Origin of the sequence: Streptomyces sp. NPDC002680 (genome assembly GCF_042889145.1) — a bacterium.
Classification (GTDB): domain Bacteria; phylum Actinomycetota; class Actinomycetes; order Streptomycetales; family Streptomycetaceae; genus Streptomyces; species Streptomyces adonidis.
In genome coordinates this window covers 943,915-970,191 of record NZ_JBIAQP010000001.1, presented here as the reverse complement: position 1 = coordinate 970,191, position 26,277 = coordinate 943,915, and the positions used below count along the sequence as shown (strand labels likewise).

The 26,277-nt window shown below is 70.2% G+C and carries 20 protein-coding genes and 1 pseudogene; 5 read left to right on the top strand and 16 right to left on the bottom strand.

The features are described from left to right. Positions 1-35 precede the first annotated feature (35 nt). Together ACFYXF_RS04420 and ACFYXF_RS04415 are read right to left on the bottom strand one after the other, a co-directional pair. On the bottom strand, positions 36-1,649 hold the full coding sequence (locus ACFYXF_RS04420; protein ID WP_389347994.1) for a CocE/NonD family hydrolase: 1,614 nt from the start codon (positions 1,647-1,649) through the stop codon (positions 36-38). Next, a complete protein-coding gene (locus ACFYXF_RS04415) occupies positions 1,646-2,245 on the bottom strand; it encodes a TetR/AcrR family transcriptional regulator (RefSeq protein WP_389347993.1) in 600 nt (199 codons plus the stop codon). Before ACFYXF_RS04415 ends, ACFYXF_RS04420 begins: the two co-directional genes overlap by 4 nt. An 82-nt stretch (positions 2,246-2,327) precedes the next feature. On the opposite strand from ACFYXF_RS04415, the gene ACFYXF_RS04410 reads away from it, so the two are divergent. Then, positions 2,328-3,860, top strand: a complete 1,533-nt coding sequence (locus ACFYXF_RS04410) for a carboxylesterase/lipase family protein (RefSeq protein WP_389347991.1) — start codon at positions 2,328-2,330, stop codon at positions 3,858-3,860. A 46-nt stretch (positions 3,861-3,906) separates the two neighbouring features. Here ACFYXF_RS04410 and ACFYXF_RS04405 read toward each other — a convergent pair whose 3' ends face one another. Further along, the gene (locus ACFYXF_RS04405) at positions 3,907-4,599 is read right to left on the bottom strand and encodes a response regulator (RefSeq protein WP_389347990.1); all 693 of its coding nucleotides are present in this window, start codon (positions 4,597-4,599) and stop codon (positions 3,907-3,909) included. Next, a complete protein-coding gene (locus ACFYXF_RS04400; protein WP_389347988.1) occupies positions 4,596-5,834 on the bottom strand; it encodes a sensor histidine kinase in 1,239 nt (412 codons plus the stop codon). Before ACFYXF_RS04400 ends, ACFYXF_RS04405 begins: the two co-directional genes overlap by 4 nt. Before the next feature lie 175 nt (positions 5,835-6,009). Here ACFYXF_RS04400 and ACFYXF_RS04395 point away from each other — a divergent pair, with 175 nt between their 5' ends. The 3 genes from ACFYXF_RS04395 to ACFYXF_RS04385 are packed head-to-tail and all read left to right on the top strand — an operon-like array spanning position 6,010 to position 8,850. Continuing rightward, positions 6,010-6,948 (top strand): ABC transporter ATP-binding protein, encoded by a 939-nt coding sequence (locus tag ACFYXF_RS04395; RefSeq protein ID WP_389347987.1) that lies wholly within the window; start codon positions 6,010-6,012, stop codon positions 6,946-6,948. Beyond that, positions 6,945-7,760 carry an ABC transporter permease gene (locus ACFYXF_RS04390; protein ID WP_389347986.1) on the top strand — a complete coding sequence of 272 codons (816 nt, stop codon included), beginning with the start codon at positions 6,945-6,947 and terminating at the stop codon, positions 7,758-7,760. The genes ACFYXF_RS04395 and ACFYXF_RS04390 overlap by 4 nt, the downstream gene beginning before the upstream one ends. 55 nt (positions 7,761-7,815) lie before the next feature. Next, positions 7,816-8,850 (top strand): MBL fold metallo-hydrolase, encoded by a 1,035-nt coding sequence (locus ACFYXF_RS04385; protein WP_389347985.1) that lies wholly within the window; start codon positions 7,816-7,818, stop codon positions 8,848-8,850. Positions 8,851-8,870: 20 nt separating this feature from the next. Here the strand turns inward: ACFYXF_RS04385 and ACFYXF_RS04380 are convergent, their stop codons facing one another. The 7 genes and pseudogenes from ACFYXF_RS04380 to ACFYXF_RS04350 all read right to left on the bottom strand — a co-directional run bounded on the left by ACFYXF_RS04380 (position 8,871) and on the right by ACFYXF_RS04350 (position 19,381). Further along, the gene (locus ACFYXF_RS04380; protein ID WP_389348461.1) at positions 8,871-9,239 is read right to left on the bottom strand and encodes a DUF6069 family protein; all 369 of its coding nucleotides are present in this window, start codon (positions 9,237-9,239) and stop codon (positions 8,871-8,873) included. Between the two features lie 220 nt (positions 9,240-9,459). After that, the gene (locus tag ACFYXF_RS04375) at positions 9,460-10,680 is read right to left on the bottom strand and encodes a cytochrome P450 (protein ID WP_389347984.1); all 1,221 of its coding nucleotides are present in this window, start codon (positions 10,678-10,680) and stop codon (positions 9,460-9,462) included. A gap of 45 nt (positions 10,681-10,725) precedes the next feature. Then, positions 10,726-11,529 carry an SDR family oxidoreductase gene (locus ACFYXF_RS04370; RefSeq protein WP_389347983.1) on the bottom strand — a complete coding sequence of 268 codons (804 nt, stop codon included), beginning with the start codon at positions 11,527-11,529 and terminating at the stop codon, positions 10,726-10,728. 512 nt (positions 11,530-12,041) lie between these two features. Continuing rightward, the gene (locus ACFYXF_RS04365; RefSeq protein WP_389347982.1) at positions 12,042-13,643 is read right to left on the bottom strand and encodes a CocE/NonD family hydrolase; all 1,602 of its coding nucleotides are present in this window, start codon (positions 13,641-13,643) and stop codon (positions 12,042-12,044) included. Positions 13,644-13,754: 111 nt separating this feature from the next. Beyond that, positions 13,755-14,548 (bottom strand): annotated as a pseudogene (locus tag ACFYXF_RS04360) (SUMF1/EgtB/PvdO family nonheme iron enzyme). 196 nt (positions 14,549-14,744) lie between these two features. After that, on the bottom strand, positions 14,745-15,890 hold the full coding sequence (locus ACFYXF_RS04355) for an acyl-CoA dehydrogenase family protein (RefSeq protein ID WP_389347981.1): 1,146 nt from the start codon (positions 15,888-15,890) through the stop codon (positions 14,745-14,747). 35 nt (positions 15,891-15,925) lie between these two features. After that, on the bottom strand, positions 15,926-19,381 hold the full coding sequence (locus ACFYXF_RS04350; protein ID WP_389347979.1) for an indolepyruvate ferredoxin oxidoreductase family protein: 3,456 nt from the start codon (positions 19,379-19,381) through the stop codon (positions 15,926-15,928). 153 nt (positions 19,382-19,534) lie between these two features. Here ACFYXF_RS04350 and ACFYXF_RS04345 point away from each other — a divergent pair, with 153 nt between their 5' ends. Then, positions 19,535-19,960 (top strand): Lrp/AsnC family transcriptional regulator, encoded by a 426-nt coding sequence (locus ACFYXF_RS04345; RefSeq protein WP_389347978.1) that lies wholly within the window; start codon positions 19,535-19,537, stop codon positions 19,958-19,960. A gap of 17 nt (positions 19,961-19,977) precedes the next feature. Here the strand turns inward: ACFYXF_RS04345 and hpaD are convergent, their stop codons facing one another. Genes hpaD through hpaB form a run of 5 tightly spaced genes read right to left on the bottom strand, consistent with a single transcriptional unit; the run spans position 19,978 to position 26,258 of the window. Next, the gene (gene hpaD / locus ACFYXF_RS04340) at positions 19,978-20,982 is read right to left on the bottom strand and encodes a 3,4-dihydroxyphenylacetate 2,3-dioxygenase (protein WP_389347977.1); all 1,005 of its coding nucleotides are present in this window, start codon (positions 20,980-20,982) and stop codon (positions 19,978-19,980) included. Next, entirely contained in the window at positions 20,979-22,463 is a 1,485-nt protein-coding gene (gene hpaE / locus ACFYXF_RS04335) for a 5-carboxymethyl-2-hydroxymuconate semialdehyde dehydrogenase (RefSeq protein WP_389347976.1), read from the bottom strand. Before hpaE ends, hpaD begins: the two co-directional genes overlap by 4 nt. Then, positions 22,460-23,392 (bottom strand): 4-hydroxy-tetrahydrodipicolinate synthase, encoded by a 933-nt coding sequence (gene dapA, locus ACFYXF_RS04330; RefSeq protein ID WP_389347975.1) that lies wholly within the window; start codon positions 23,390-23,392, stop codon positions 22,460-22,462. The genes hpaE and dapA overlap by 4 nt, the downstream gene beginning before the upstream one ends. Continuing rightward, positions 23,389-24,807 carry a fumarylacetoacetate hydrolase family protein gene (locus ACFYXF_RS04325; protein WP_389347974.1) on the bottom strand — a complete coding sequence of 473 codons (1,419 nt, stop codon included), beginning with the start codon at positions 24,805-24,807 and terminating at the stop codon, positions 23,389-23,391. The genes dapA and ACFYXF_RS04325 overlap by 4 nt, the downstream gene beginning before the upstream one ends. Then, entirely contained in the window at positions 24,807-26,258 is a 1,452-nt protein-coding gene (gene hpaB / locus ACFYXF_RS04320; protein ID WP_389347973.1) for a 4-hydroxyphenylacetate 3-monooxygenase, oxygenase component, read from the bottom strand. Before hpaB ends, ACFYXF_RS04325 begins: the two co-directional genes overlap by 1 nt. Positions 26,259-26,277: the final 19 nt, after the last annotated feature.

Sequence of the window (26,277 nt, the reverse complement as noted above, 5' to 3'; positions counted from 1 at the left end):
ACCGTGCGGCCCACGCCATCGCAGCGGCGTGAGCGTCATCCCACGGGCAGGACGATGGCCGACGGATGTTCGGGGCCGTGGAGAACCTGTTGCTCCGCGGTGCGCAGTTGCGTCGCCGAGCCGCGCGGCTCACCTGTGCCGGGGTTGCGGTTGAAGCGGGGGAAGGCTCCGCTGGAGACCTGGACGCGGATGCGGTGGCCGCGCCGGAAACGGTAGGCGGTGGGCCAGAGCCCGACGGTCGCCCGGGTGACCTGGTTCGCGCCGGTGAGGCTCGTCAGTCCGTCGCAGACGTTGGTCGAGCGGCCGTCGGCGTCGACGTCGCAGAGGCGGACGAAGACATCGGCGTACGGCAGGCTGGAGCGGAAGAAGATCTCCGCGCTGACCTCGCCGATGACCTCGACGTCCTTGTCCAGTACTTCGGTCGTGTAGGTGAGGACGTCGCGGCGGGCCTCCAGCTCGGTGTTGTCGACGCGGCCGTTCTTCTCACCGAAGACCATGCGTACCCCGCCGACGGCGGGGGTGGGGTCGGCCGGGTCGTAGCGGTAGTTGTCGGGCGGCGCGACGGCGGGCTGCTCGGGGGAGAGGGTGCCGCGCGGCTGGAGGTGGAAGCGCCGGGGCTCGTAGCCGGGCGGCGGCCAGGAGGGGAAGTCGCGCCACTTCTCCTCGCCCATGACGAACAGGCGTACCGGGGGGCGCTCGGCCGGCTCCCGGCCCTTGGCGAGTGTCAGGCCGAAGTCGAGTGCCTCGGGGAAGGCGGCATGTCCGACGCCGATGGAATTGTGGGCCCAGGGGCCGACGGTGAGGCGGGCCGTCCGTCCGGCCTCCTGCAGCACCCGGAAGTCCCGGAGCTGGCCGGGCAGGAAGATGTCGTGCCAGCCCGCGATGCTGCTCACCGGGACCTGGACGTCGGCGACGCGGTGGCGGTGGTCGAGGCCCTGCCAGAACGGGTCGTCGGCGTCGTGGTCGAGGATGTCCTGGACATAGTCGTAGCGGTTTCCGATGGCGACGGTGTCGGCCTTGTTCAACGGCAGGGTGCGCAGGGCGCGCTGGACCTTCTTCGCGCCCAGCATGGCGCGCGGCATGCCGAGCCGCCGTTCCTGTCCCGCCACCTGCACGGCCCAGCCGAACGGCGTCTCCAGGGAGAAGCCGTCCGAGCGCAGGAACTCCAGCGTGAGCGCCGACTCGGTGACCACCGGGATCATGGCCTTGACCTGGGGCGGCAGGGAGTCGGCGACGGCCCACTGGACGAAGCCGAGATAGCTGGGGCCGAAGAGGATCATCGACTCGCCGAACCAGGGCTGCTTGATGACCCAGTCGATGGTGTCGAGGCCGTCTTCGCGCTCGCGGCGCAGCGGGTCCCACGGGCCGTCGGAGCCGAAGGTGCCGCGGGTGCTCTGGACGAGCACCTGGAAGCCGCGCTCGGCCAGCGGCCGGGCCATCTGGCCGCCGACCAGGCCCGCCCTGCCGTAGGGGACGCGTATGAGCGCGGTCGGCAGGCCGTCGCCGCCTCGCTTCGGGGTCCAGCGGTCGGCCAGCAGGACGGCTCCGTCGCGCATGGGGACGCGCCGGTCCTGTTCGATGGTGAGGTCTCTGGTGAGGGGCGGGGGCAGGCGCAGTACGCGCTGCATGATGTGGCTGCTGAGCTTCATCGGGGGTGGCCTCCGGTCGCGGGGGTGGAAGCGGGGCGGCTGGGCGTGAGCACCGTGGAGACGTGCAGCAGGCGGTCCGCCAGATCTTCGGGGTCGAGCGGGTCGGCGGCGTCGATCACCCAGTCGTTGACGATCGCGCCGGTCCCGCCCGTGAACAGCGCCGCCAGGTCCCGGGCCGTGACCTCGTCGATGTCGCCGAACACCTCGCGCAGGCCCGCGAGGGTGATCAGTGACGCGAAGAGCCTGTTCAGGGCACGAGCCATGGGGAAGGCGCAGGATCCGGTGAGCATCGCCCGGTAGAAGGGCCGGTGCCGGGCGAAGTGGTGGGCCATCGCCAGCAGGCGTGCGCGATGGGAGGCGCCGGAGTCCGCCACCTCCGGCATCAGCTCCCGTTCCACCAGGTCGGCCGCGGCCGCCACCAGCAGGGCGTCACGGTCGCCGAACTGGATGTACACCAGTTGCCGGCTGACGTCGGCCGCCTCGGAGATCTCGATGACCGGCAGAGCGGTGGTGCCGCGCTCGGTGACCTGGCGTACCGCGGCGGCCATGAGGGCGGTGCGAGAACGCTGCACCCGGCGGTCTTGACGATCCTGCATGAGGGCAAGACTAGACAGCTGTCAAAAAATGGGCAAGAGTTAAATCAAGCAGCTTATTTAAGTTGAACCCAGGGAGGTCTTCATGTCCGCAGTCGAATCCCACGAGCCCGAGGTCCGTACAGTCGCAGGCAGGGTGCGCGGCCGTACGGAGGACGGCCTGGCCGTCTTCCGCGGTATCCCGTACGCCCAGCCGCCGCTCGGCGAGGCCCGTTTCCAGGCGCCGCGTCCCGTGCCTGCCTGGGACGGGGTACGGGACGCGTTCTCGTTCGGACCTCCCGCCCCGCAGGACACGAGCATCGCCGAACGCATGGGCGCGGAATTCCTGCTGGGTACGGGCGACGAATGGCTCACGGTCAACGTCTGGACACCTGAGCCGGACCCGGCCGCCCGCCGCCCCGTGATGGTGTGGATCCACGGTGGCGCCTACAAACAGGGCACCTCCGGCAGCCCCGGCTACGACGCCCAGTACATCGCCCGCGACGGCGACGTGGTGGTCGTGTCCCTCAACTACCGCCTCGGCATCGAGGGCTTCATCCCGCTTGAGGGCGCTCCCGACAACCGGGGGTTCCTGGACCAGATCGCCGCCCTGGAATGGGTACGCGAGAACATCGCGGCGTTCGGCGGCGACCCCGACCAGGTGACGATCCTCGGCGACTCGGCCGGCGCCGGGTCCGTCGCCGCGCTCATGGTCATGCCGCGCGCGAAGGGCCTGTTCCGGCGCGTGGTCGGGCAGAGTCTGCCGGGCACGTTCTACTCCGCCGAGCTGGGCCGGGACATCGCCGCCGTGCTTGCCGCAGAACTCGGTCGCCGCCCCTCGGCCGCCGACCTCGGCACGATCGAGGCGCGGCAGTTGGCGAAGACAGGGTTCGCCCTGGAGGCCAAGATGGCCCAGCACACGGACCGCTGGGGACAGCTCGCGCACACCCCGTCCCTCTACTCCCCGATCATCGACGGCGACGTCCTGCCGTGCACCCCCTGGCAGGGACTCGCGAACGGCGCCGGCCGGGGCGTGGACCTCATCATCGGTCACAACCGAGACGAGTTCCGCACGTTCCTGCTCCACGGCCGCCTGCTCGGCAAGGTCACCGAAGAGCAGGCCGCCCAGGCGCTGCACCGCTATGCCCCCGGCGACGAGGGCGAGCGGGCCTATCGTGAGGCGTTCCCCGAGGCGTCCGCCGAGGACCTGTTCGAACTCGTCCAGAGCGACTGGCTGTTCCGCATGCCGACCCTGAAGCTCGCCGAGGCCCACGCCGCCGCCGGCGGGAAGGCGTACCTGTACGAGCTGGCCTGGCAGTCCCCGGGCACCGGCGGCGTCCTCAGGGCCTGCCACGGCCTGGACGGGCCGCTGCTGTTCGGCACCTACGACGCCCACCTGGGCCCGATCGCCATCGGCCCCGAGCACACCGCCGAGGCCGCGGTGCTGACGTCCCAGATCCGCTCGGCCTGGACGTCCTTCGCCACCACGGGCGACCCGGGCTGGCCCACGTACGACTCCGAGGGGCGCCTGACCCGGATCTTCGACACGGAGCCTTCGGTGGTGGCGTACCCGCACGAGACCTCGCGCCGTATGTGGCAGGACCACTCCTTCGAGGCGATGCCCCTGCTGGGTTCCTGACCCCCCGATCTCCGGCACCGGCTTCCGAGCGGCCATGGCGCGCCGCTCAGGAGGCCGGTGCCGCAGGTGTGTCACCGGGGCGGACCAGACCGGTCTCATAGGCCACGATCACCAGCTGGGCCCGGTCGCGTACGCCGAGCTTGCTCATCGCCCGGTTGACGTGTGTTTTTGCCGTCAGCGGCGACACGAACAGCCGTGCCGCGATCTGTTCGTTCGACAGCCCCGCCCCGACGAGGGTGAGTGTCTCCCGCTCGCGGTCGGTCAGCACGTCCAGCGAGGGCGCCGCGGGCGCCGACGTCGACCGCTCGGGTTCGTTGAGATACCGGGTGATCAGCGTTCGGGTGGCTCCTGGCGAGAGCAGTACATCGCCGGCAGCGACGGTACGGATGGCGTCCAGGAGTCCGGCGGGGTCCACCCCCTTGGTCAGGAAGCCGCTGGCGCCGGCGCGCAGCGCCAGCAGCACGTTCTCGTCCATCTCGAACGTGGTCAGGACGAGCACCCGTACCCCGGCGAGGGAGTCGTCGGCGGTGATGCGTCGGGTAGCCTCCAGACCGTCCACCTCCGGCATCCGGATGTCCATGAGTACGACGTCGGCCCGGGTCGCGCGCACCAGGTCGACCGCCTCCCGGCCGTTTCCGGCCTCGCCGACGACCTCGAGATCGTCCGCCGTCTCGATGAGGGCACGGAACCCGGCCCGGATGAGCGCCTGGTCGTCGGCCAGCACCACGCGAATGGTCACTCGGCCACCCCGGAGGACTCGGGCGCCGGCACGAACGCGTGCACGGTGAAGGTGTTCGCCGTGGCCGGGCCGGCCCGCAGGGTGCCGCCGATCGCGGTGGCACGCTCCCGCATGCCGATGAGACCGTGCCGGGTTCCCGTGGCGGCTGCCCCGCCGTCGGGCAGGTCGGTCGTCCGGACCGGGTTGGTGACTTCGATCGTGACTCCCGCGTCGTCGTAGTCGAGCCGCAGGCCGGCGGTCGCGCCGGCGCCGTGCTTGTGGGCGTTGGTGAGCGACTCCTGGATGATGCGGTACGCGGCGAGGTCGGCAGCGGCGGGCAGCATCCGCATCGGGCCGCTTCGCCGGGACCGGACCCGCAGTCCGGTGGTGGCCACCGCGTCGAGCAGCTCCGGCAACTGGGCCAGGCCGGGGGTCGGCTGGGTGGCCGTCTCGGGATCGCTGTCCTGGCGCAGCACACTGAGCACGGTGCCGAGTTCGTCGACGGCGGTGTTGGCGGCCTCCCGGACGTGGCCGAGCGCGGTGACGGCCTGATCGGGACGGCTGTGCATGAGGTGGGTGGCGACCCCGGACTGCACGCTGATCAGCGCGAGGCGGTGGGCGACCACGTCGTGCAGCTCCCTTGCGATGCGCAGCCGTTCCTCGATCACCCGCCGCTGTGCCTCCTCCTCGCGGGACGCCTCGGCCCGGCGCGCCCGCTCCTCCACGGCGGCCACATAGGCCCTCCGCGAGCGCACTGCGTCGCCGATCGCCACGGCCATCCCCACCGCGGTGAGCACACCGACGTTACCCCGCTGCCACCAGTCGGCACACGCAAGCTGGGGAGCCGGCCACACCGCACTCGCGACGAACAGCAACAGCGCCGCGGTGCCGCCCCACTGCCGGGCGGTACGCCGGGTCTCCAGGGTGGCGACGGTGTACGCGGCGACGGCTGCTGCCGGGATCATCGCCGCCCATGGCTCGCCGGCCGCCATGCTCACCGTCGCCCCGGCCACGGACAGCCCCAGCACCGTACGGGGCCACCGTCGGCGTACCGCGATCAGTGCGAACGCGACGGCCGCCGCGACGAAGTCCCAGCTTGTCAACGGGCGGGCCGGATGGGGCCCGAACTGGTCGCCCAGCCGGACCGAGGCGAGATAGCCCTGGGCGACCAGCGCGGCGACGATCAGGTCGACGGCCGAGGGATGCCGGGCCGTCCACCTTGTCACACACGACTGCGCCATACCGGGCTGAACCATGCAGGTCAGAGTAGGTGGGCATCGACCTGCGATGCGTCCTCCGGCAGTGGTACGGCAACGGCGCCCGCCGTACCGCCATCGCAGTACGCCCCGCGCCGCTACCGCGGCCATGGCAGCCCCAGAAGCCCACGGCTGGACGACGCGGCACACGGCCCCGGAACGGGACCGTGGACCCATGATCGAAGTACACGAACTCACCAAGCGCTACGGCGACAAGACGGCCGTGGACAGGCTGTCGTTCACCGTCCCAGCCGGGATCGTGACGGGCTTCCTCGGCCCCAACGGCGCCGGGAAGTCCACCACCATGCGGATGATCCTGGGCCTGGACCGGCCTACCTCCGGCACGGCGACGGTGGGCGGCCGCCCGTACGCCGACCACGCTGCGCCGCTGCGCGCCGCCGGAGCGCTGCTGGACGCGAAGGCCGTGCACACCGGCCGCTCCGCCTACCACCACCTGCTGGCGATGGCAGCCACCACCGGCGTCCCCCGGGCCCGCGTCGACGAGGTGATCCAGCTGGTCGGCCTCCAGGGCGTGGCGCGCAAGCGCGCCGGTGGGTTCTCCCTCGGTATGGGCCAGCGTCTCGGTATCGCCTCCGCGCTGCTCGCGGACCCGCAGGTGCTGATCCTCGACGAACCGGTCAACGGCCTCGACCCGGAGGGTGTGTTGTGGATCCGCAACCTCATGCGGGACTTCGCCGCCCAGGGCCGTACCGTCTTCGTCTCCTCGCACCTGATGAGCGAGATGGCCGTCACCGCCGAACACCTCATCGTCATCGGCCGGGGCAAGCTGATCGCCGACACCTCGGTGAGCGCGTTCATCGAACAGGCGGCCTCGAACTCGGTCCTGGTGCGCTCACCCCGCGCCACCGAGCTCTTCCAGCTCCTCTCCGGCGCCGACGTCACCGTCACCACGGTGGAAACCGGGCTGTTCGAGGTCACCGGCCTGACCGCCGTGGAGATCGGGGACCGCGCCGCGGAAGCGGGCATCCCCGTGCACGAGCTCACCCCACAACGCCCCTCCCTGGAACAGGCGTTCATGGAACTCACCCGGGACTCCGTCGAATACCACGCCACATCCCAGAACGAACGCGCCGACGCAGGAGCCGCCCGATGACCACGACCACCGTCCCGCCCCGGGCCGACGCCGGCGGCGCGCCCGTCACGCAGTTGCGGGTCGTCAAGTCGGAGTGGATCAAGTTCTGGTCCCTGCGCTCGACGACCGTCACGCTGGTCGTGACCGTCCTGCTGCTCGTCGGAGTGGGACTCATCGCCTCCTCGGTGTTCGGCAACGGCGACACAGGCGGCCCCGGCGACGACGGCCCCCAGAACCCGATCGACGTCAGCCTCGCCGGGCTGAACCTCGCACAACTCGCCCTGGCCACCCTCGGCGTGCTGTTCATGGCCGGTGAGTACTCCACCGGGATGATCCGCTCGTCGCTCGCGGCCGTGCCGAAGCGACTGCCGGTCCTCTGGGCGAAGATCGCGGTCTTCACCGGGGTCTCGTTCGTCGTCGGGCTCCTCGCCTCCGCGATCGCGTTCACCGGAGGCCAGGCGATCATCGGCGACCTGGGTGCCTCGTGGTCCGACCCGGGCGTCGTACGGGCCGTCGTCGGCACCGCCGTCGTTCTCGCCGGGTTCGGCCTCTTCGGCGTCGCCCTGGGTACGCTCCTGCGCTCCACGCCCGCCGCCATCTCCACCATCGTCGGCGTGATGTTCCTGCTCCCCGGTATCGCGGGCCTGCTCCTGCCGGACAGCTGGGGCGACAACGTCACCCAGGTGCTGCCCCCCAACGCCGCCGAGGCGTTCACCGACATCACCCGGAACGAGGGCACGCTCAGCCCGTGGGCCGGACTCGCCGTCTTCGCCGCCTACCTCGTGGCCACGACCCTCGCCGCCGCCTGGCGGCTCAGGCGCACGGACGCCTGACACCCCCGAACCCCTGACGACCGCCCAATACCCGACCGACAGAAGGACCCACCCCATGAACCAGATGCCCCGTCGTGCCATGATCCGGCGCAGTGGTGCCGTCGCGGGAGCGGCGACGCTGGCCGCCACGGGACTGGCCTCGCCCGCCACCGCTGCGACCGAGACGGACGGCCCCCAGTTTCTCCCGCTGCCCGATCACGCCAAGCCGCTGCCGGTCCCGGCCGAGGGGTACCGGCTGGAGCCCGTCGGCGACAACGGGTACGCCGTCAGCGCCGGCTCCGCGCAGGGCTACTTCTTCGTCACCCGCACCGGCGTCGTCATGCTCGACGCGCCCACCGCCGTGTCCAACTACCTGCCCCTGGCCGTCAAGAGGATCACGGACAAACCCGTGACCCACATGATCCTCACCCACGATCACAACGACCACATCAGCGGCGCCGCCAAGTTCCCCGACGCCAGATTCGTCTCCCACAAGATGACCGCCGAACTGCTGCGGGTCTACACCGACCCCGACCGCCCCGTACCGGACATCACCTTCGCCGGCACCCACCACACCCTGAGGGTGGGCGGCGAGCGCTTCGACCTGATCTACCCCGGCGCCAACCACGAGCACGGCAACATCATCGTGTACCTGCCGAGGCAGAAGATCGCGATGATGGCCGACGTCGTCGCGCCGGGCTGGGCGCCCTTCCTCCACTACGGCAACGCCGACCACATCCCCGGCATCCTCAAGGCGATCGACGCCGTCCTGGACCTGGACTTCGAGATCTTCCTCGGCGCGCACACCTACCGCATCGGCGACCGGCACGACGTGGAGATGGGCCGGGCGTTCTTCGTCGACCAGTGGAACTGGACCCGGCAGGCGATGCGGGAGGTCCGGTTCGACCCGAGCGTGGCCGAAGCGGGCAACCTGTGGGCCGCGCAGTCCGTCTGGTTCAACCGCGTCGCCGACCAGGTGTCGGCCCGCCTGATCGACAGGTACGGCAAGGACCTCGCCGCCGTGGACGCCTTCGCCCACGACAACGTCAAGGCCGTCCTCATCTCGCTGGGCACGGACGACCCCAACATCCCGGCGGACGCCCTCGCGTAGCCGGGAATCCCTCAGCCGGCCTACTTCAGGGGCATGACCCTGAGGTAGGCCGGCACCGCGATCACCGTCACCGCGACGTGCATCAGAAGCAGGGCCACCACACCGATGACGCCCTCTTCTTCGAGCTGGGCGAAGTCGGGAGGAAAGGAGAGGACGAGAACCGTCGGTACCAGCTTGCGGAGCAGGCGCTCGGGATTCTTGGAGAACCTGCGCACAAGAGCCCATCCGGCGGCCCCCGCCAACACACCCAACGCGGTCAGGGTGGCGTACGCCGGAGGCTTCAGCGCGTCGAAGTCCTCTGGTGCGCCCAGTTGGTGCGCCACGACCGCGATCAGCGCGTTCACCAGTGAGGACAGTATGAAAGCGGCTACCAGACCTCCGGCGACCACGAGGGGACCACGGCGGACGGGAGACGTCTCGGCGACAGGGGACACGGCAACTCCGGACGAGGGAAGGAAACGGTGCGGTCGGGGCGGGCGTGCCCGGAGCGAGGTGGGGCGCCGGGCCGTCGGCCTTACGGCTGATCGTCGGCTCCGGCACCCCCTGCGCGCATCGACCGATCGACGCGTCCTTCGTCCGTCGTGCGGTGGACGCGCATCCACCGGCTGGTCACCAGCGGACTGGCACTTTGCGCAGCCCTCCGACGCTCAGCCCCTCGACCTGCTCCAACTCCGCGGCCGGTACGGCCAGTTCCAGTGTGGGCAGGCGGCGCAGCAGAACCTCCAGGACGACTTGGAGCTCGGTGCGGGCAAGGGACTGGCCCAGGCAGGAGTGCGGGCCCGCGCCGAAGGTCAGATGGGGGTTGGGCAGACGGTCGAGGTCCATGATGTCGGCATCGGCGAAGACCGTCTCGTCCCGGTTGGCGGCGGACATGCCGCAGAAAACGGTGGTGCCGCCCGGCAGCAGCTCGCCGTCGATCTCGAAGTCCTCGGTGAGATAGCGCCGGATACCGAAGTTGCCCACGTTGACGTCGAAACGCAGTGCCTCGTCGACGGCACCGCGTACCAGGGACGGGTCGTCCAGCAACCGCTCCCACCGGCTGCGGTCGGCGAGCAGCAGGGCGACCATCTTGCCGATCATGTTCGCGGTGGTCTCGTGCCCGGCGACCAGCAGGGACATGCCCGTGCCGATCAGCTCGGCGTCGGACATCCCCTGGTCGTCCGCGTCGCCCTCCTGGAGAAGCACGCTGAGCATGTCCTCGCCCGGCGCGAGGCGTTTGGCCTCCACGAGCCGCGTCATGTAGGTGACGAACTCGTCGTACGCCGCCGCTGTCTGCTCCTTCGAGTAGCGGGTGACGTTCAGGAACGCGTCGGACCAGAAGGAGAAGCGTGGCCGGTCGTCGACGGAGACGCCGAGGATGTCGCAGATCACGTAGACGGGCAGCGGGAAACCGAGCGATGCCTTGAGATCGGCGGGCCGACCGCTCTCCACCATGGCGTCGACGAGGTCCTCCGCCGTGCGCGTCATGCCGGGACGCAGCGCCGCGACCTGCTTGACGGTGAAGTACTTGGCCAGGCGCCCTCGCCAGCGCTGGTGCCCTTCGCCACGGACCGGCACGACGTCCGACAGTCCGCCGTCGGCGACCACACCGCCCGCTCCTTCCGGGGCGATCCTGGCTCCGTCGTCCTCGGCGGCCGGCCGGGAGAAGCGTGGGTCGGACAGCAGGGCCCGGACATGGTCGTAGCGGGTCAGGAAGACTCCCTTGTCACCGCTGGGCAGTTCGACGGTGGCCACCGGGCACCGCTCGCGCAACTGTTTCCACTCGGGGGGCGGGCCCAGCGGCCCGTCAGTGGGCATCGGCAGACGGAGGGTCAGGTCGTCGTGGTGCATGTGCGTCTCCAGTGATATGGGGGGAGAGACTGCCGGCCGGGCGGCTCACAGAGTGGTCGCGGTCACCTGTTCCCAGCGCTCGTACTCCGCCCACTGCGCGGTGAGTTTGCCGCGCAGCAGATGGAGGCCATGGCCCAGGGCGAGGCGCAACGGCGGGTTGTCCATGGTGGCGATCGACACGACCGCGTCGCAGGAGGCGTCGAGGTCGCCGAACTTGTAGTCGTTGGCGAACAGCAGGGCCTGAGCGGGGCCGTACTCGTCGGGCAGGGGATGTGCCGGTCCGCTCATGCCCGCACCGAACTCGGTCTTGTAGGAGGCCGGTTGAACGATTGTGACGTTGATGCCCAGATGCCGGACGTCCTGGGCGAGTGATTCGCTGAAGCCTTCCAGGGCGAATTTCGAGCTGCTGTAGGCCGCCATGGTCGGCACCGCTGCCGTGCCGGCCACGGAGGAGAAGTTGAGGATGTGCCCGATGGCGCGCTCGCGCATCTGCGGCAGAACGGCCTTGGTGAGCGCCAGCGCTCCGAACAGATTGGTCTCGAACTGTGCGCGGATCTGGTCGAGCGTCATCTCTTCCAGTGATCCCCGCTGTGCGTAGCCGGCGACGTTGGCGAGGACGTCGACCGGGCCGAAGCGGGCGTGGACCGCGTCGAGAGCGGTGACGATCGACTCGGGTTCGGTGACGTCGAGCCGTACGACCTCGACGGCGGGAAGGCTTGCGAAGTCGGGGGGCGCCTGCGACGGCTTGCGCATGGTCGCGGCGACATTCCAGCCCGCCCGGGCGAACGCCCGGGTCAGGGCGGCCCCGAAACCGGAGGACGCTCCGGTGACGAGGGCGGTTCGGGTCATGGGTATCTCCTTCAATCAGCAGATGCGAGACGGCGACGACATGTACGGGCAGGGGGCTGCCGGGTGGCGGCCGGTCCGTGGCGGTCTGGGTGCGAGCGGATCTGCATGGTGCGGATGCCTCGGATACGGACGTGGGGGAGTAGCGCGCGGTGGGCGCGACGGATCTGGAGGAATCGCCGTACGCGCTCGGCGTATCGGACGAATTCCTTCCGCTTCGAAAACCGACCGTACCGAAGCGGACGGAATTCGTCCACGTTGCTCAGGTCGAACTGCCTCAACCCCCTGCGAGAATCGGCCACATGAACCGGCGGTTTCCCGGCCGTGAGCCGCTGATCCGCACCGTGGCACGCGGGCAGCTTCGAGCGTGTGCCAGACATCCAGTGCGGTCGGCCCGGACTGGCCCGCGTGCAGCGCTTTCCAGTCGCCGCGTGTGGGATGCGCCGCGGGGGTGCGTCGGTGGCGGGCCGCCGGGCGGCCAGGGCCGCACGCCCTCAACACGGGCGTCCTAGCCTTCATCCGGCCTCCCGGACCGGCAGGATGATCGCCGAGGGGTGTTCGGGGTCGTGGAAGACCTGCTGGTCCGCGGCGCGCAGATGGGTGGCCGTGGCTCGGGGATCGCCGGTGCCCGGGTTGCGGTTGAAGCGGGGGAAGGCGCCGCTGGAGACCTGGACGCGGATGCGGTGGCCGCGCTTGAAGCGATACGCCGTCGGCCACAACCGCACTGTCGCACAGGTGAGTTCGTCGGCTCCGGTGAGACCGGTCAGGCCGTCGCAGACATTGACGGAACGCCCCTTCTCGTCGACGTCGCACAGCCGGACGAAGACGTCCGCGTGCGACAGGCTGGAGCGGAACCAGACTTCTGCGCTGACCTCTCCGATCACCTCGACGTCCTGAGTCAGGGCGGAGGTGGTGTAGGTCAGGACGTCGTCGCGGGCCTCCAGCTTCGCCTGGTCGACAGGACCGGCTTTGGCGGCGAACGTCATACGGACGCCACCGACGGCCGGGGTGGGATCGGCAGGGTCGTAGCGGTAGCCGTCCGGGGTCGCGTCGGCGGGCGGTGGCTCGGTGGCCAGGGCGGCGCCGGGGCGCAGATGGAAGCGCTGGGATGTGTAGCCGGGCGGCGGCCAGGACGTGAAGTCGCGCCACTTTCCCTCGCCCATGACGTACAGCCGCACCGGCGCGCGCTCTGCGGGCCGCCCACCGCGGCACAGAGCGAGTCCGAAGTCGAGCGCTTCGCGGGCACCCAGGCCGCCGGCCTCGAGGGAGGCATGGGGCCAGGGGCCGACCGTGAGCCGGAGCGGGTCGGCGCGGCCGGTGTCCTGCAGGACGCGGTAGTCGCGGAGTTGGCCCGGCAGGAAGATGTCGTACCAGCCGCCGATCACGCTGGCCGGCACGCTGATGTCGGCCACCGTGTCGCGGTGGTCGAGCGACGACCAGAACGGGTCGTCGCCGGGATGGTCGAGGATGTCCTGGATGTATTGGCAGCGGTAGCCCAGGGCGGCGGTGTCCGCCTGGTTCAGCGGCAGGGTGTCCAGGGCGCGCAGGGTCTTCCTCGACGCCAGCAATTGGCGTGGCATTGCCAACCGCTCCTCCTGGCCGGCGACCATGACGCCCCAGTTGAAGGGGGTCTCCAGGGAGAACCCGTCCGAGCGGAGGAACTCCAGTGTCAGGGCCGAATTCGACACCAGCGGAATCATTGCCTTGACCTGGGGTGGCACGGAGTCGGCGACGGCCCACTGGACGAAACCGGAGTAGCTGCCACCGGTGAGGATCATCGAGTCGCCGAACCACGGCTGCTCGACGATCCAGCCGAGGGTGTCGATGCCGTCGTTGCGTTCGCAGCGCAGCGGGTTGACGGGTCCGTCGGAGCCGAAGGTGCCGCGAGTGCTCTGGATCAGTACCTGGAAGCCGCGCTCGGCCAGCGGCCGGGCGATCTGCCAGCCCTGCGTGCCCGCCCTGCCGTAGGGAACGCGGACGAGCGCGGTGGGCAGCCCGTCGCTGCCGGACTTGGGGAACCAGCGGTCGGCCAGCAGGACCGCCCCGTCGCGCATCGGCACGTGGAGATCGCGCTCGACGACCAGATCTCTCGTGGCCGGGGGAGGCAGGTGTTGCATGCGCTGCACGAGACGACTGCTGAGATTCACGGGTACGACCTCCCAAGCATAAGTCAATGGATTGATTTAAACTCATCTCGTGGGTGGCGTACAGGTTTTGGCCGTCGGAGCTCAGGCGTCCCGGGCGCACCGGAGCCCGGCGTGGCCGCTCGCGGCGACTGGTGTGTTCGCGGTGCGTGCGGCCACGCGGTAGCGGTTGCAGTAGGACCTGTGGCATGGGTGGGAGCCGCCGCGGATGACCTTCTCAGTGCCGGTGATGGGACCCCTCGGGGTGGTCACCGCGCCGGTCGGATGGTCGGTCGACCACCAGTCGGCGCACCACTCCCACGCGTTCCGGAGGTGTTGTACAGGCCGAAGCCGTTAGGCTCAACGGCGTCTACCGGTGCGGTGCCGTGGTAGCCGTCGCCGGCGGTGTTCTTGGTGGGGAAGGTGCCGCGCCAGATGTTGCAGCGGTACGCGCCGTCCGGGTCTGGTTCGTCGCCCCACGGGTACCGCTTCTGCTCCAGGCCGCCGCGAGCCGTCTACTCCCACTCGGCCTCGGTCGGCAGCCGCTTGCCCGCCCAGGCGCAGTAGGCGAGGGCGTCGTTCCAGGAGATGTGCACCACCGGGTGGTCGCCCCGGCCCTCGATCGTACTGCCGGGTCCCTCGGGGTGATCCCAGCGGGCGTCGGCCACTCCGCACCACCAGGGTGGGGGCTCCGCTGCGCAGCGCGGCGGGCAGGCAACCGGCGAACACGTAGAACCGGCCGATGTGTTCGGCTTCGGTGATGTAGCCGGTGGCGTCGGTGAACTCCGCGAAGCCGTCGTTGCTGACGGCGTGCGCGTCGATGTGGAAGGCGCCGAGGCGTACCGGCCGGCCGGGCCTTCGCCGTCTCCCGGGAAACCCTCTGCGTCTTCCGTGCCCATGAGGAACTCGCCGCCGGGTACGAGCGCCATCCCGTCCGCGGATCCGGGCGGGGGGGGCGACCGGTCGGTGGCGCACAGCAGGCGGCGTGCGGGCGGTGAGTCATGGTGCAAGGTCCTGTTCGGGGCCGGGGTTGGACGTGTCCGGACGCAGTGCCCGTACCGATCCCACTGTCAGATATTTTACTTTGATAGATTTTCATCCGTCGCGCGTCAGGGTGCGACTGATCACGAGCCGCTGGATCTGGTTCGTCCCTTCGAAGATCTGCGTGACCTTGGCTTCTCGCATGTACCGTTCGACGGGAAAGTCGCGGGTGTAACCGTAGCCACCGAGTATCTGCACCGCGTCGGTGGTCACCTTCATGGCGTTGTCCGTGGTGACGAGTTTCGCCACCGCCGCCTGGCGGGTGTACGGGAGGCCGGCGTCCTTGCGGCGAGCGGCTGCGAGACAGATGGCGCGTGACGCTTCGACCGCGGCGGCCATGTCGGCGATCAGGAACGCGAGCCCCTGGTGCTCGATGATCGGCCTGCCGAAGGTCTCGCGTTCCCGGGCGTAGGTGACGGCGGCGTCCAAGGCCGCTTGGGACAGGCCGACGGCGACGGCGGCGATGCCGAGGCGCCCGGCGTCGAGGCCGGCGAGGGCGATCCTGAGCCCGTCGCCCTCCTCGCCCAGGCGTCGCTCGACCGGAACCGCGACGTCGTCGAAACGCATGGTCGCGGTGGGCGACCCGGTGAGTCCCATCTTCCGCTCCGGTGGGTCGGCGGTCAGTCCCTCGGCGTCGGCGGGCACGAGGAAGCAGGAGATGCCGTTGCGGTCGTCGGAGGTGCGGGCCATGACCTTGTAGAAGTCGGCGTGTCCGCCATGCGTGGTCCACGCCTTCGCGCCGCGGATCACGTACGTGTCGCCCTTGCGGGTCGCTCGGGTGGTCATCGCGGCGGGATCGGAGCCCGCGCCGGGTTCGGAGAGGCAGTAGGCGCCGAGCAGGTCGCCGCCCAGCATGTCCGGCAGAAACGCCTTCCTCTGTTCCGGTGTGCCGGCGGTCGCCACACCGAAGCAGCTGAGCGCGTGGACGCTCGTGCCCACGCCGACCGTCGCCCAGGCGGTGGCGATCTCCTCGACCACCTGAAGGTAGACCTCGTAGGGCTGTCCGCCGCCGCCGTCCTCCTCGGGGTAGGGCAGACCGAGGAGCCCGGCCCGGCCGAGCGTGCGGAAGACGTCACGGGGGAAGGTCCCGTCCGCCTCGTCGCGGGCCGCGCGCGGCCCGAGCTCCTTGGCGGCCAGGTCGCGGGTCAGCTCGATGAGTTCGCGGGCCTCGTCGGACGGCAGGAGGCGTGTGGCCGGCATTTTGGTTCCCTCTGGGTGTGTCGCGGTCGTGGGATTCAGGGGTGGACGGTCGCGGCGGGGGCGTCGGTGCCCCGGAGCTCGGTCAGCAGCTGTGCGACATGCAGGCGGAAGCGCTCGACGTTGCGCAGCTTGACGTCTTCGTATCCGCGGACCATCTCCGGTGCCTGGGCGAGGTCGAGGACCAGCGGCCGAGTCGACGGGGCCAGGCTTGGCAGGGCCAGTTCCATCGCGTTTCGGTACTCCGCGGGGAGGGAGCGCTCGACACGCCGGACCTCCGCCCGCCCGAAGAGGTCGATCTTCGTGCCGCGCATCCAGCGCGTCGCGTACAGCAGGCGCAGTGCCGGGAAGGCCCAGGGGCCCAGACCGATCTTGCGGCGCAGGCCCAGGGCCCGCAGGAGCGGCGGCTGCAGCATGATCCTGGCCTTGGCGCCTGGACCGAACTCGGATGCCAGTCTCGCCTTCCCGACGGAGTCGAGATGCAGTCGCGCGACCTCGTACTCGTCCTTGTACGCCATCAGTTTGAACAGTCCCTCGGCGTAGGCCGCCACCACGTCCTCGGCGTCCTCGGCGCGGTCCGCGACGGCGCCGACGGAGTCGACGAACTCCTGCGCGTAGGCATCGTTCTGGTAGGCGACGAGCTCGCCCGCGAGCCGCGACACCCGTCGCCGCACATCCTCTGGGAGGCCGGAGACCGGTACCGGAATCTCAGGGACGGTCGGCGTGGGCGCCGTCGCCGTCGGCCGCAGCAGTTCGGGTGCCGCGGCCGCGATCCTGCCGAGCCGGAAGGCGGACAGGTTGGTGTCGACGGCCGCGCCGTTGAGGCGGACGGCCTCTTCCACGGCCCACGCCTCCAACGGCAGGACGCCGTGCTGGAAGGCCGCGCCGACGAGGATCATGTTGGCGGACATGTGGTCGGCGAAGTAGCGGTCGGCGAGGTCCCCGGCGTCGACGTAGAGGTTGTCCGAGGCGGTCGTCGCCGCGTCGATCCGGGCGCGTACGTCCTGCCAGGCAGGGGCTGTCGCGGCCGTGTCGTGGACCATGACCGAGGTGGGGACGTGGGCGGTGTTCACCACGGCCACGGCGGTGCCGCGCAGGGAGTCGAGTGTCGCCTCACCGGCTGCGCCGAGGGCGTCGAACCCGAGCAGGACGTCGACGGTGCCCCGGCCCGCCCGGAGCTGGCCGGTGACGGGCCGCGTCGAGAACCGTACGTCGGAGATGACCGGACCGCCCTTCTGGGCGAGTCCGATCTGTTCGAGCCCGGCGGAGCAGTCGCCCTGGATGAAGGCAGCCATCTGCAGGACCGCCGAGGCGGTCACCACCCCGGTCCCGCCGATGCCGGGCATCCGCACCAGCACGTCGGCCGGGACACGACGGCGGGGCTCCGGCAGCGTGATGTCCGGCACCGTCCGCGTCACCGGCCTGCCCGAGGGCCTCACCTTGACGAACGACGGGCAGTCGCCGTGCAGGCAGGAGGCGTCCTGGTTGCAGGAGGACTGGTGGATCCGGGTCTTGCGGCCGAACTCGGACTCCACGGGCAGCACGGACAGGCAGGTGGACTTCTCACCGCAGTCGCCGCATCCTTCGCAGACCCGCTCGTTGATCCAGACGCGTTCGGCGGGGGCGGGGAGCTTCCCGCGCCTGCGCAGCCGCCGTTCCTCCGTGGCGCAGCGGTCGATGTGGAGGAGGACGGTCACGCCGGCCTCGTCGGCCAGCTCACGCTGCACCTCCGCGAGGTGATCACGGTGACGGACTGAGACGCTCCTGCCGAATCGTGTGCGGCGCCACGCCTCCGGGTGGGCCGTCGTGACGACGATTTTCCGTACGCCCTCCAGGAGCAGCGCCTTCGTGAGGCTGGGGATGCTCATCTGGCCGGCCGGTGTCTGTCCACCCGTCATGGCCACGGCATCGTTGAACAGGAGCTTGTACGTGATGGTGGACCCGGCGGCGACGGCCGCGCGGACGGCCAGTGAGGCGGAGTGGTAGTAGGTGCCGTCACCGACGTTCTGGAAGAAGTGCCTGTCGGCGGTGAACGGCTCCAGGCCGAGCCACTGGGCACCCTCTCCGCCCATCTGGGTCATACCGGTCAACCTGCCTCGTTTGTCCGTCCCTGACTCTCCCGGGTCCTCCAGGGCGACCATGACGTGGCAGCCGATGCCCACGCCGACCAGCTGGTCGGTGTCGGCTCGGGTCGAGACGCTGTGGGGGCAGCCCGAGCAGAAGGCCGGCGTGCGTGCCGGGAGCAGATCGAGGTGCCGGGTGCGGCTGCGGGGGGCCGGCACGACGGCGACCTCGCGGATCCCCGGAACCACCTTGAGAAGAGCGGCGACGACGTCGTCGGACACGAGTCCACCGCGTGGGCTGAGCAGTGGACTGCCGTCACCGCGTAGCTTGCCCACCACTTCGGGCGCGTGCCCGGTGCCGAACAGGGCTTCCTTGACGAGGCCTTCGAGGAAGGGAAGCTTGTCCTCGACGACGAAGACGGTCTCGACGCCCCGCAGCATCCGACGCACCAGACGGTGGTCGAGAGGCCAGGGCATGCCGAGCCGAACGAGCCGGATTCCCAGGTGATCCAGGCCGGCGTCGTCGATTCCCAGGTCGTGCAGCGCCCGTAGAACGGACTGGTGGCCCAGGCCGGCGGCCATGATCGCGATGCGCGCCCGAGCCGGCTCGTGGGTGACCCGGTTCAGGTTGGCCGCCTCCGCGTACTCCTGTGCGCGGGCCAGGCGCCCGGTCATCAGGTCGAACTCCGCGTCGAGGTTCGTGGGCGGCAGCAGTACCGGCGGCCGGAAGGAGCGCGGGCGTCCGAGATCGGGGATCTGCTCCAGCAGTCCGTCGACGCTGACCACCGCGGAGGCGTCGGCGACATCCGCGACGATCTTGAGGCCGGTCCAGAGGCCGGCATGGCGTGACATGGCGATCGCGTGCAGGCCGAAGGTGAGGATCTCCGCGACGCTGCCGGGGGTGAGGAGCGGCATCACCAGGCTTCGGCACATCGGCTCGCACGAGCTGGGGACCGTCGAGGACTTGCTCGTCGGATCGTCCCCGATCCACGCGACGGCGCCGCCGAGCGGTGCGGTGCCGCTGATGTTTCCGTGTCGGATAGCGTCTGCGGCACGGTCGAGCCCGGGGTTCTTGCCGAACCAGATCCCGGTCACGCCCTCCTTGGTGCGGTTCTCCAGTTCCCCGAGCAGTTGGGTCCCCGCGACGGCGGTGGCCGCGAGTTCCTCGTTGAGCCCCTGCCGGAACACCACGTCCTCGGGCCGCAGGAACGCGTCGGCGCGCTTCATCTCGCGATCGACCCCGCCCAGCGGGGAACCCTGGTAGCCCGAGACGAACACGGCGGTGTCGTGGCCCCGCAGCGCGTCGAGCCGGCGCTGGTCCAGGGCGGTGCGCACGAGTGCCTGAATGCCCGTCAGCAGGACCGATCCGCTGGTGGCGGTGTACTTGTCGTCGAGCGTGATCCGTGAACGGACCGGCGTCGCAGAACTCATGTCGAACCCTCCGCGGTGTGTGGCGGTTCACGCTTTCAACCGGCGTGATGGGGAGCAAGATTTATGCCTGGAACAGGCCCCAACAGGCACGGAACGGCGCGACTTTCGCTGGTTTGCTTACTGTTTCGGGATGTGTGACTTACGTTTTCCGCTGTGGACGAGATAGATCGCAGAATCCTTGAGCTGCTCACCCAGAACGCGCGCAGGCCTCTCAGCGAGATCGCCGAGCAGGTCGGTCTGTCGGCGGCGCCGGTCAAACGCCGTATCGAACGGCTGGAGGCGACCGGCGTGATCGAGGGCTACACGGCCGTGGTGAACCACGCGCGGGCCGGTTCGACCCTTGTGGCGTTCACCGAGGTGCGCATCCCCGGCACCGAGGACATCGAGGACCTCTGGAAGGACCTGCGGACCATGCCCGAGGTCCTCCAGATGTTCACGATCGCCGGAGACCCCGACGCCCTGCTGCGTCTGCGCGTCGACAGCGTCCAGCACCTGCAGCAGGTCGTGAACCGTATACGGAAGACGGGGCGGATCGTCGGCACCAAGACACTGATCGTGCTCAACGAGTGGAACCGCTGACGTGCGCGACCGCTCCGTCAGCCGAGCCCGTCAGCACCGACCCGCACGGCCGACTCGTCCAGCAAGGCGTCGGAGACGGGCTGCGGATTGCCGTCGAGGTCCAGCACAGGGCTGGCCTCCTTGTACCAGGACTCGATGACGGCGTTGCCCCAGAAGTCGCGGCGGCGGTCGTCGTGGACGCTCCAGCGGTACGTCTCGTGGTCGGGGTCGCCGGTGTAATAGTCGGAGGTGTAGATCTCGACGCGGTGCCCGTCCGGGTCCCTGAGGTAGAGGTAGAAGGCGTTCGAGACGCCGTGCCGACCGGGCCCCCGTTCGATGTGGTGCTGCTCGTTCAGCGCACCGAGGACATCGGCGATCCGCAGCACCTGATGCGACTCGTGGGTGGCCACGCCGACGTGGTGCAGGCGCGGTCCGGCCCCGCCGGTGAAGGCGACGTCGTGGACGGTCTGCTTGCGGTACATCCAGGCCGCGTACAGCTCGTGCTCGTCGCCCTCGATGGTCTCCGAGCAGCCGAAGCCGAGGGACTCGTAGTGGGCGTAGGCGTTCGGGATGTCAGGGGTGCAGATGTTGAAGTGGTCCAGGCGGGCGATCTGCGCGCCCCGGTGCAGGTCGAAGCGCTGGATGAGGCGCTCGGCGTGGTCGATGTCGTGGAAGAACTCCACGGGGAAGCCGAGCGGGTCGACGACCCGGACCGCGTCGCCGACTCCGGGAGTGCCCTGCCCGCGCGGCACACGGCGGACGGGACACCCGAGTCCGGCGAAGAACCGCTCGGCCCTGTCGACGTCCTCGGGGGTGCGGACCCGGTAGGAGAGGTGGTCGAGGGCCGCCATCCCGCCCTGGCGCAACACCAGGGAGTGGTGGGTGAGTTCGTCGGTGCCGCGCAGACAGAGGACGCCCGCATCCTCGTACTGCACATGGAAGCCGAGCAGGTCGGCCCAGAACCGGCGGCTCGCGTCGAGGTCGGTGACGGCGAGCTGGGCGTAGGCGGAACGGACGACGTCGGGTGCGGGGGAGGAGGTCACGAGGCGGCTCCGAAACGGGGGGTGCGGACATCACCGAGGGCCACGTGGACGATCTTGGCCTCGGTGTAGAAGTCGATGGAGTGCGCGCCGCCCTCCCGGCCCACGCCGGACGCCTTGACCCCGCCGAAGGGGGTGCGCAGGTCGCGGACGTTGTGCGAGTTGATCCAGACCATGCCGGACTCGACGGCGTGGGCGATGCGGTGGCCGCGCTTGAGGTCGGACGTCCAGACGTACGCCGCGAGCCCGTACCGGGTGGCGTTGGCGAGCTCGACCGCCTCCGTCTCGTCGTCGAAGGGGGCGACGGCGACGACGGGGCCGAAGATCTCCTCCTGGAAGATCCGGGCGTCGCGCGGGACGTCGGCGAACACGGTCGGCTGGAGGTAGTTGCCCTCGGGAAGGTGGTCGGGACGTGTGCCGCCGGCCGCCAGTCGAGCCTCCTTCCGGCCGGTCTCGACGTAGTCGAGTACGCGTGCGTAGTGCTCGGGGTGCACCAGCGCGCCCACCTCGGTCGCCGGGTCGCTGGGATGCCCCACCCGGACCTTCGCGGCCCGCTCCGCGAGCCGGCGCGTGAACTCGTCGTACAGCCGCCGCTCGACCAGGACCCGTGAACCGGCCGTGCAGCGCTCGCCGTTGAGGGAGAACACCCCGAACACCACCGAGTCCAGGGCGGCTTCGACATCGGCGTCGGCGAAGACAACCACTGGGGACTTGCCGCCCAGCTCCATGGAGGTGGTCTTCAGATGCTCGGCCGAGGACCGGATGATGCGCCGCCCGGTGTCGGTGGAGCCGGTGAAGGAGATCAGCGGTACGTCCGGATGGTCGACCAGCGCCTGCCCGGCCTCGTCCCCAATGCCGTGCACGATGTTCACCGCTCCGGACGGCACGCCCGCCTCGGCGAAGATCTCCGGCCACAGCGAGGCGGAGAGCGGGGTCCACTCGGCCGGCTTGAGCACGAGGGTGCACCCGGAAGCCAGTGCGGGTGCCAGTTTCCAGCTCTCCAGCATGAAGGGGGTGTTCCACGGCGTGATCAGTCCGGCGACGCCTACGGGGGAGCGTACGACGTACGAGAACTGCTCCTCGCCCTGCCGGAACGCCTCCTCGCCGAGCGCCACGATCACGTCGGCGAAGTAACGGAAGTTCTCCGCCGCCCGGCTGGCCTGGCCCTGCGCCTGGGTGATCGGCAGACCGGAGTCGTACGACTCGAAGGCGGCCAGCCGGTCGTGGCGGGCCTCGACCGCGTCGGCGACGCGGTACAGGACGGTCGCCCGCGCCCGGTTGGACAGCCGGGACCAGGCGGGGAAGGCGGCGCGGGCGGCGGCCACCGCGCGGTCCACGTCGGTCGCCGAACCGCGTGCCGCCCGCGCGTACACGGTGTCGGACACCGGCTCGGCAACCTCGAAGGTACGGCCGTCGGTCGCGTCGACGAGTTCGCCGCCGATCCAGTGCCGGATGACGGAGGGCAGATGGTCGGGGGTGGTCACCGGATGGCTCCGATCTGTGCGGTGAGGTCGCCGCCCTCGGCGAGCAGCGCGCGGATTTCTGTCAGTCCCTGTTCGGTGGGCGACACCAGCGGCGGGCGGACGAAGTCCGAGGCAATGCGGCCCTGTTGGGAGAGGACCCACTTGGCGGGCGCCGGGTTCGTCTCGACGAACAGCAGGTCGACCAAGGGGTGGAGCCGGTAGTGGAGGTCACGGGCGCCCTCGAAGTCGCCGGCCTCCCACAGCTCGTACATACGCGCCACCGCGGTCGGGGCGAGGTTGGCGACGGCCGACACGAACCCGGTCCCGCCGAGCGCCAGCAGCGGCAGGCACAGCAGCTCGATGCCCGACCACACGAGCAGCGAGCGGCCACAGGCGTGCAGAACGCGGGAGAAGTGCTCGAAGTCCTTCGTGGTTTCCTTCACCCCGACGAAGTTGTCGAAGTCGGTGAACAGCCGCCTCACCGTTTCCGGTGCGATGTCGACGGCGGTGCGGGAGGGCACGTTGTAGGCGACGATCGGCAGGTCGGGGAACTCCCGGGCCACCGTCGCGTACCACTGATAGAGCGCCTCCTGGGTCGGCCGCGCGTAGTACGGCGTGATGACGAGCGCGGCGTCTGCGCCCAAGTCCTGTGCCGCAGAGGTGAGTTCGAGGGTCTCGTCGAGCTTGTGGGAGCCCGTGCCGGGCAGGAAGGGCACCCGGTCGCCGATCTCCTCCACGGCGGTGCGCATCCCGGCGACGCGCTCTACGACGCTCTGCGCGCTCGGCTCGCCGGTGGACCCGCCGAGCGAGATGCCGTGCGAGCCGGACTCCAACTGGAAGCGGATCAGGGCGCGCAGACTTTCGTGGTCGACCGCGCCGTCCGCCGTGAACGGCGTGACGACCGGGGCGATCGACCCGCGGATGGTGGACGGGTCGCTGCGGAACTTCACCCTGACTCTCCCTTGCACCAGGTGTCGTATATAGCCCGCCAGGCCGGAGCAAGCGGATACAGGCCGTCGACGCTCTCGCCCGCGGCCACCTGCTCGGTGATGAACCGCTCCTGGCGCTCCTGCTCCCGGCCGTCCGCCACCAACTCCTCGGCGAGGTCGGGCGGTACGACGACCACGCCGTCGGCGTCCCCCACGATCAGGTCCCCGGGCTGCACCAGCGCACCTCCGCAGGCGATGGGCACGCCGTGGTCCCAGGGGATGTGGCGGCGGCCGAGGACGGACGGGTGGGCGCCGGACGCGTACACCGGCAGGCCCAGGCCGGCGATCGCCCGGCTGTCCCGGACCGCGCCGTCGGTGACGACCCCGGCCGCCCCTCGCTTCATCGCTCGCAGGGCGAGGATGTCGCCGAGGGTGCCGGCCGTCGGGTCGCGTCGGGCGTCCATCACCAGCACGTGCCCGGGGCGCAGTGCTTCGACGGCGCGTTTCTGGGCGTTCATGCCGGTGCCGTGCTTCTCGAACAGGTCCTCGCGCAGGGGCAGATAGCGGAGAGTGTGGGCAACGCCGACCATGCCCGTGCTGCTGACGGGCAGTACACCGTCGATGGACATGTGTGGCAGCCCCCGCGCGCGCATCTGTGCGCTCAGCGTCGCCGCCGCCACCGACCGCAGACGCGACTCCAGCGCGGGATCCAGCAGCGGGAGAGCGGTACCGTAGGCGGCCTCCCGCTCGGTGGGATCGGCCTTGGGCATTGACCCGAAGGGCTCCAGCGGGGGCCCGGCGGAGACTGGGTTGCGCAGCCGCCCGGTGGACAACTCGCCGCCGGACACCTCGACTTCGACCACGTCGCCGGGTACGACGACCGAGGCGCCCGCCGGGGTCCCGGTCAGGATCACGTCCCCGGGCTCCAACGTCATCAGGCGCGACAGGTCGGCGACCAGTTGCCCGAACGGGAACAGCAGGGTGTCCGTGGTGTCGTCCTGCACGAGTTCACTGTTGACCCAGGTGCGCAATCGCAGTGCGGCTGGGTCGAGTCGGCGGGCGTCCAGCAGGCGTGGCCCGATCGGCGTGAAACCGTCGCCGCCCTTGGAACGGAGGTTGGAGCCGCGGTCGGCGTACCGCAGGTCGTACAGGCCCGCGTCGTTGGCGGCGGTCACCCAGCGGACGTACGACCAGCCGTCCTCCGGCGGGACATGCTGTGCGCGCGAGCCGATGACGAGCGCGATCTCGCCCTCGAATCCCAGGAGTTCGCAGCCCTCGGGCCGGACGATCGCCTCCTGCGTACCGGACAAGGACGACGGCGGCTTGAGGAAGTACGACGGGTGGGACGGGAACCGCCCCCGCTCCCTGGCGCGGCTGGCGTAGCCGAGATGGACCGCGACGACCTTCGACGGGGGATTCCCCAGCGGGTGCGACATCAGACGCTCTCCAGAAACGCCTGGACCCTGGCTTTGTAGGGCTCACGGTCGTACGACTTGACGTACGCGCTCGCCATCCGCACCGGGTCGCCGAAGAAGTAGTATTCGTAGAGCGCCTGCCGGCTGGAGAAGGCGGAGATGCAGGTGTCCCAGACCAGGCGGAACAGCTTGACCCGCTCGGGGCCGGTCAGTGTCGCCGACTGGAGGTAGGCCTCTATGTCGTCGGCGGCCGGGCCGAGCACGTCGAGCTCGGTCGGCGTCGCCATCAGACCGGAGGCGCCGAGCTTGCGCAGGATCTGCGGGAAGCGCTGGTAGAGCTTGGGGTAGAGGTTGCGGGCCGCGTTGAGCGGGGCGAACGCCGGAGTGAGGACGCCGTAGTCGTTGATCTGCGCGTCGGCCTCGGCCGCCCGCAGGAAAGCGCGCAGCGTCTCCAGCGTCGTGATGACTTCGGCGATGTCCTCCTGGACGTGCTGGAACTGCTCGATGCCGATGGCCTCGGTCAGCAGCGACACCAGGCCGAGGACGTACTCGGTCTTCGCCGTCGTCCGGGTCACGACCTGGTGGGTCATGTGGACCACGGAGCCTGTCCGGGCGTAGAAGCCGTTGCACAGGTCGGCGTCGCCGAGGACGAAGCAGCGCTCGTAGGGCACATGGACGTCGTCGAAGACCACGACGCAGTCGGACTCCTCGTAGCGGGAGGCGAGCGGGTGGTCGTGGCGCCGACGGTCGTAATCCAGCGGTTCGCGTGCGATGTAGCGCAGGCCGCGGGTGTCGTTGGGGATGGCGAAGGCGTACGAGTACGGCTTGTCCTCCGGGGTGCCGCGCAGCACCGTCGAAGGGAACACCAGCATCTCGTCGGCGAAGGGGGCGATGGTGGCGAGCATGCGCGCACCCCGGATCACGACCCCGTTGTCGTCCTCCTTGACGATCCGCGCCGAGAGCTTGCCGCCCGCCTGGTGGCTCCCCGACACCGCGCGGTTGACCTGCGGAGGGATCAGCGTGTGGGTGCACAGCAGGTCCTCCTCGCGGACCTTCTCGTAGTAGCGGCGGATGTTCTCGCCGAAGGCCGGGTTCGCCTGGGCGAACCAGTCGGTGGCCGAGGCGAGTGCCATCAGGGAGCTGTTCAGGTAGTCGCCGGTGCGGCCCAGCATGCCGTTGCTGTGATCGGCCCACACCTTGAACGCCTTGCGGCGCCTGACCAGGTCGTCCGGGGTCCGAGGGGTGAGGAAGGAGGTGCCGACGGGCTCGCCGGAGGTGGGGGAGGGGTAGGTGAGGGTGTCCCGGTGCTCGTCGCTGTGCTGGAGGTCGTAGAGCTCGGCGTAGGTGCGCACCACATTGCGGAAGGCGGGGTGGTCCTGGATGCCGCCGGTGAGCGTCTTGCCCTGGATGTGCACGGTGGGACGGGAGGCGGCGAGCCGTTGGAGGTATTCCTTGCCGGTGCGTGCGGCCATGTGCGGGCTCCTGAAGGGG

Coding starts and splice junctions, on each gene's coding strand:
- ACFYXF_RS04420 (WP_389347994.1), bottom strand. CDS start 1,649: ATGAAGCTCAGCAGCCACATCATGCAGCGCGTACTGCGCCTGCCCCCG.
- ACFYXF_RS04415 (WP_389347993.1), bottom strand. CDS start 2,245: ATGCAGGATCGTCAAGACCGCCGGGTGCAGCGTTCTCGCACCGCCCTC.
- ACFYXF_RS04410 (WP_389347991.1), top strand. CDS start 2,328: ATGTCCGCAGTCGAATCCCACGAGCCCGAGGTCCGTACAGTCGCAGGC.
- ACFYXF_RS04400 (WP_389347988.1), bottom strand. CDS start 5,834: ATGGTTCAGCCCGGTATGGCGCAGTCGTGTGTGACAAGGTGGACGGCC.
- ACFYXF_RS04395 (WP_389347987.1), top strand. CDS start 6,010: ATGATCGAAGTACACGAACTCACCAAGCGCTACGGCGACAAGACGGCC.
- ACFYXF_RS04390 (WP_389347986.1), top strand. CDS start 6,945: ATGACCACGACCACCGTCCCGCCCCGGGCCGACGCCGGCGGCGCGCCC.
- ACFYXF_RS04385 (WP_389347985.1), top strand. CDS start 7,816: ATGAACCAGATGCCCCGTCGTGCCATGATCCGGCGCAGTGGTGCCGTC.
- ACFYXF_RS04375 (WP_389347984.1), bottom strand. CDS start 10,680: ATGCACCACGACGACCTGACCCTCCGTCTGCCGATGCCCACTGACGGG.
- ACFYXF_RS04370 (WP_389347983.1), bottom strand. CDS start 11,529: ATGACCCGAACCGCCCTCGTCACCGGAGCGTCCTCCGGTTTCGGGGCC.
- ACFYXF_RS04365 (WP_389347982.1), bottom strand. CDS start 13,643: ATGCAACACCTGCCTCCCCCGGCCACGAGAGATCTGGTCGTCGAGCGC.
- ACFYXF_RS04355 (WP_389347981.1), bottom strand. CDS start 15,890: ATGCCGGCCACACGCCTCCTGCCGTCCGACGAGGCCCGCGAACTCATC.
- ACFYXF_RS04350 (WP_389347979.1), bottom strand. CDS start 19,381: ATGAGTTCTGCGACGCCGGTCCGTTCACGGATCACGCTCGACGACAAG.
- ACFYXF_RS04325 (WP_389347974.1), bottom strand. CDS start 24,807: ATGTCGCACCCGCTGGGGAATCCCCCGTCGAAGGTCGTCGCGGTCCAT.
- hpaB (WP_389347973.1), bottom strand. CDS start 26,258: ATGGCCGCACGCACCGGCAAGGAATACCTCCAACGGCTCGCCGCCTCC.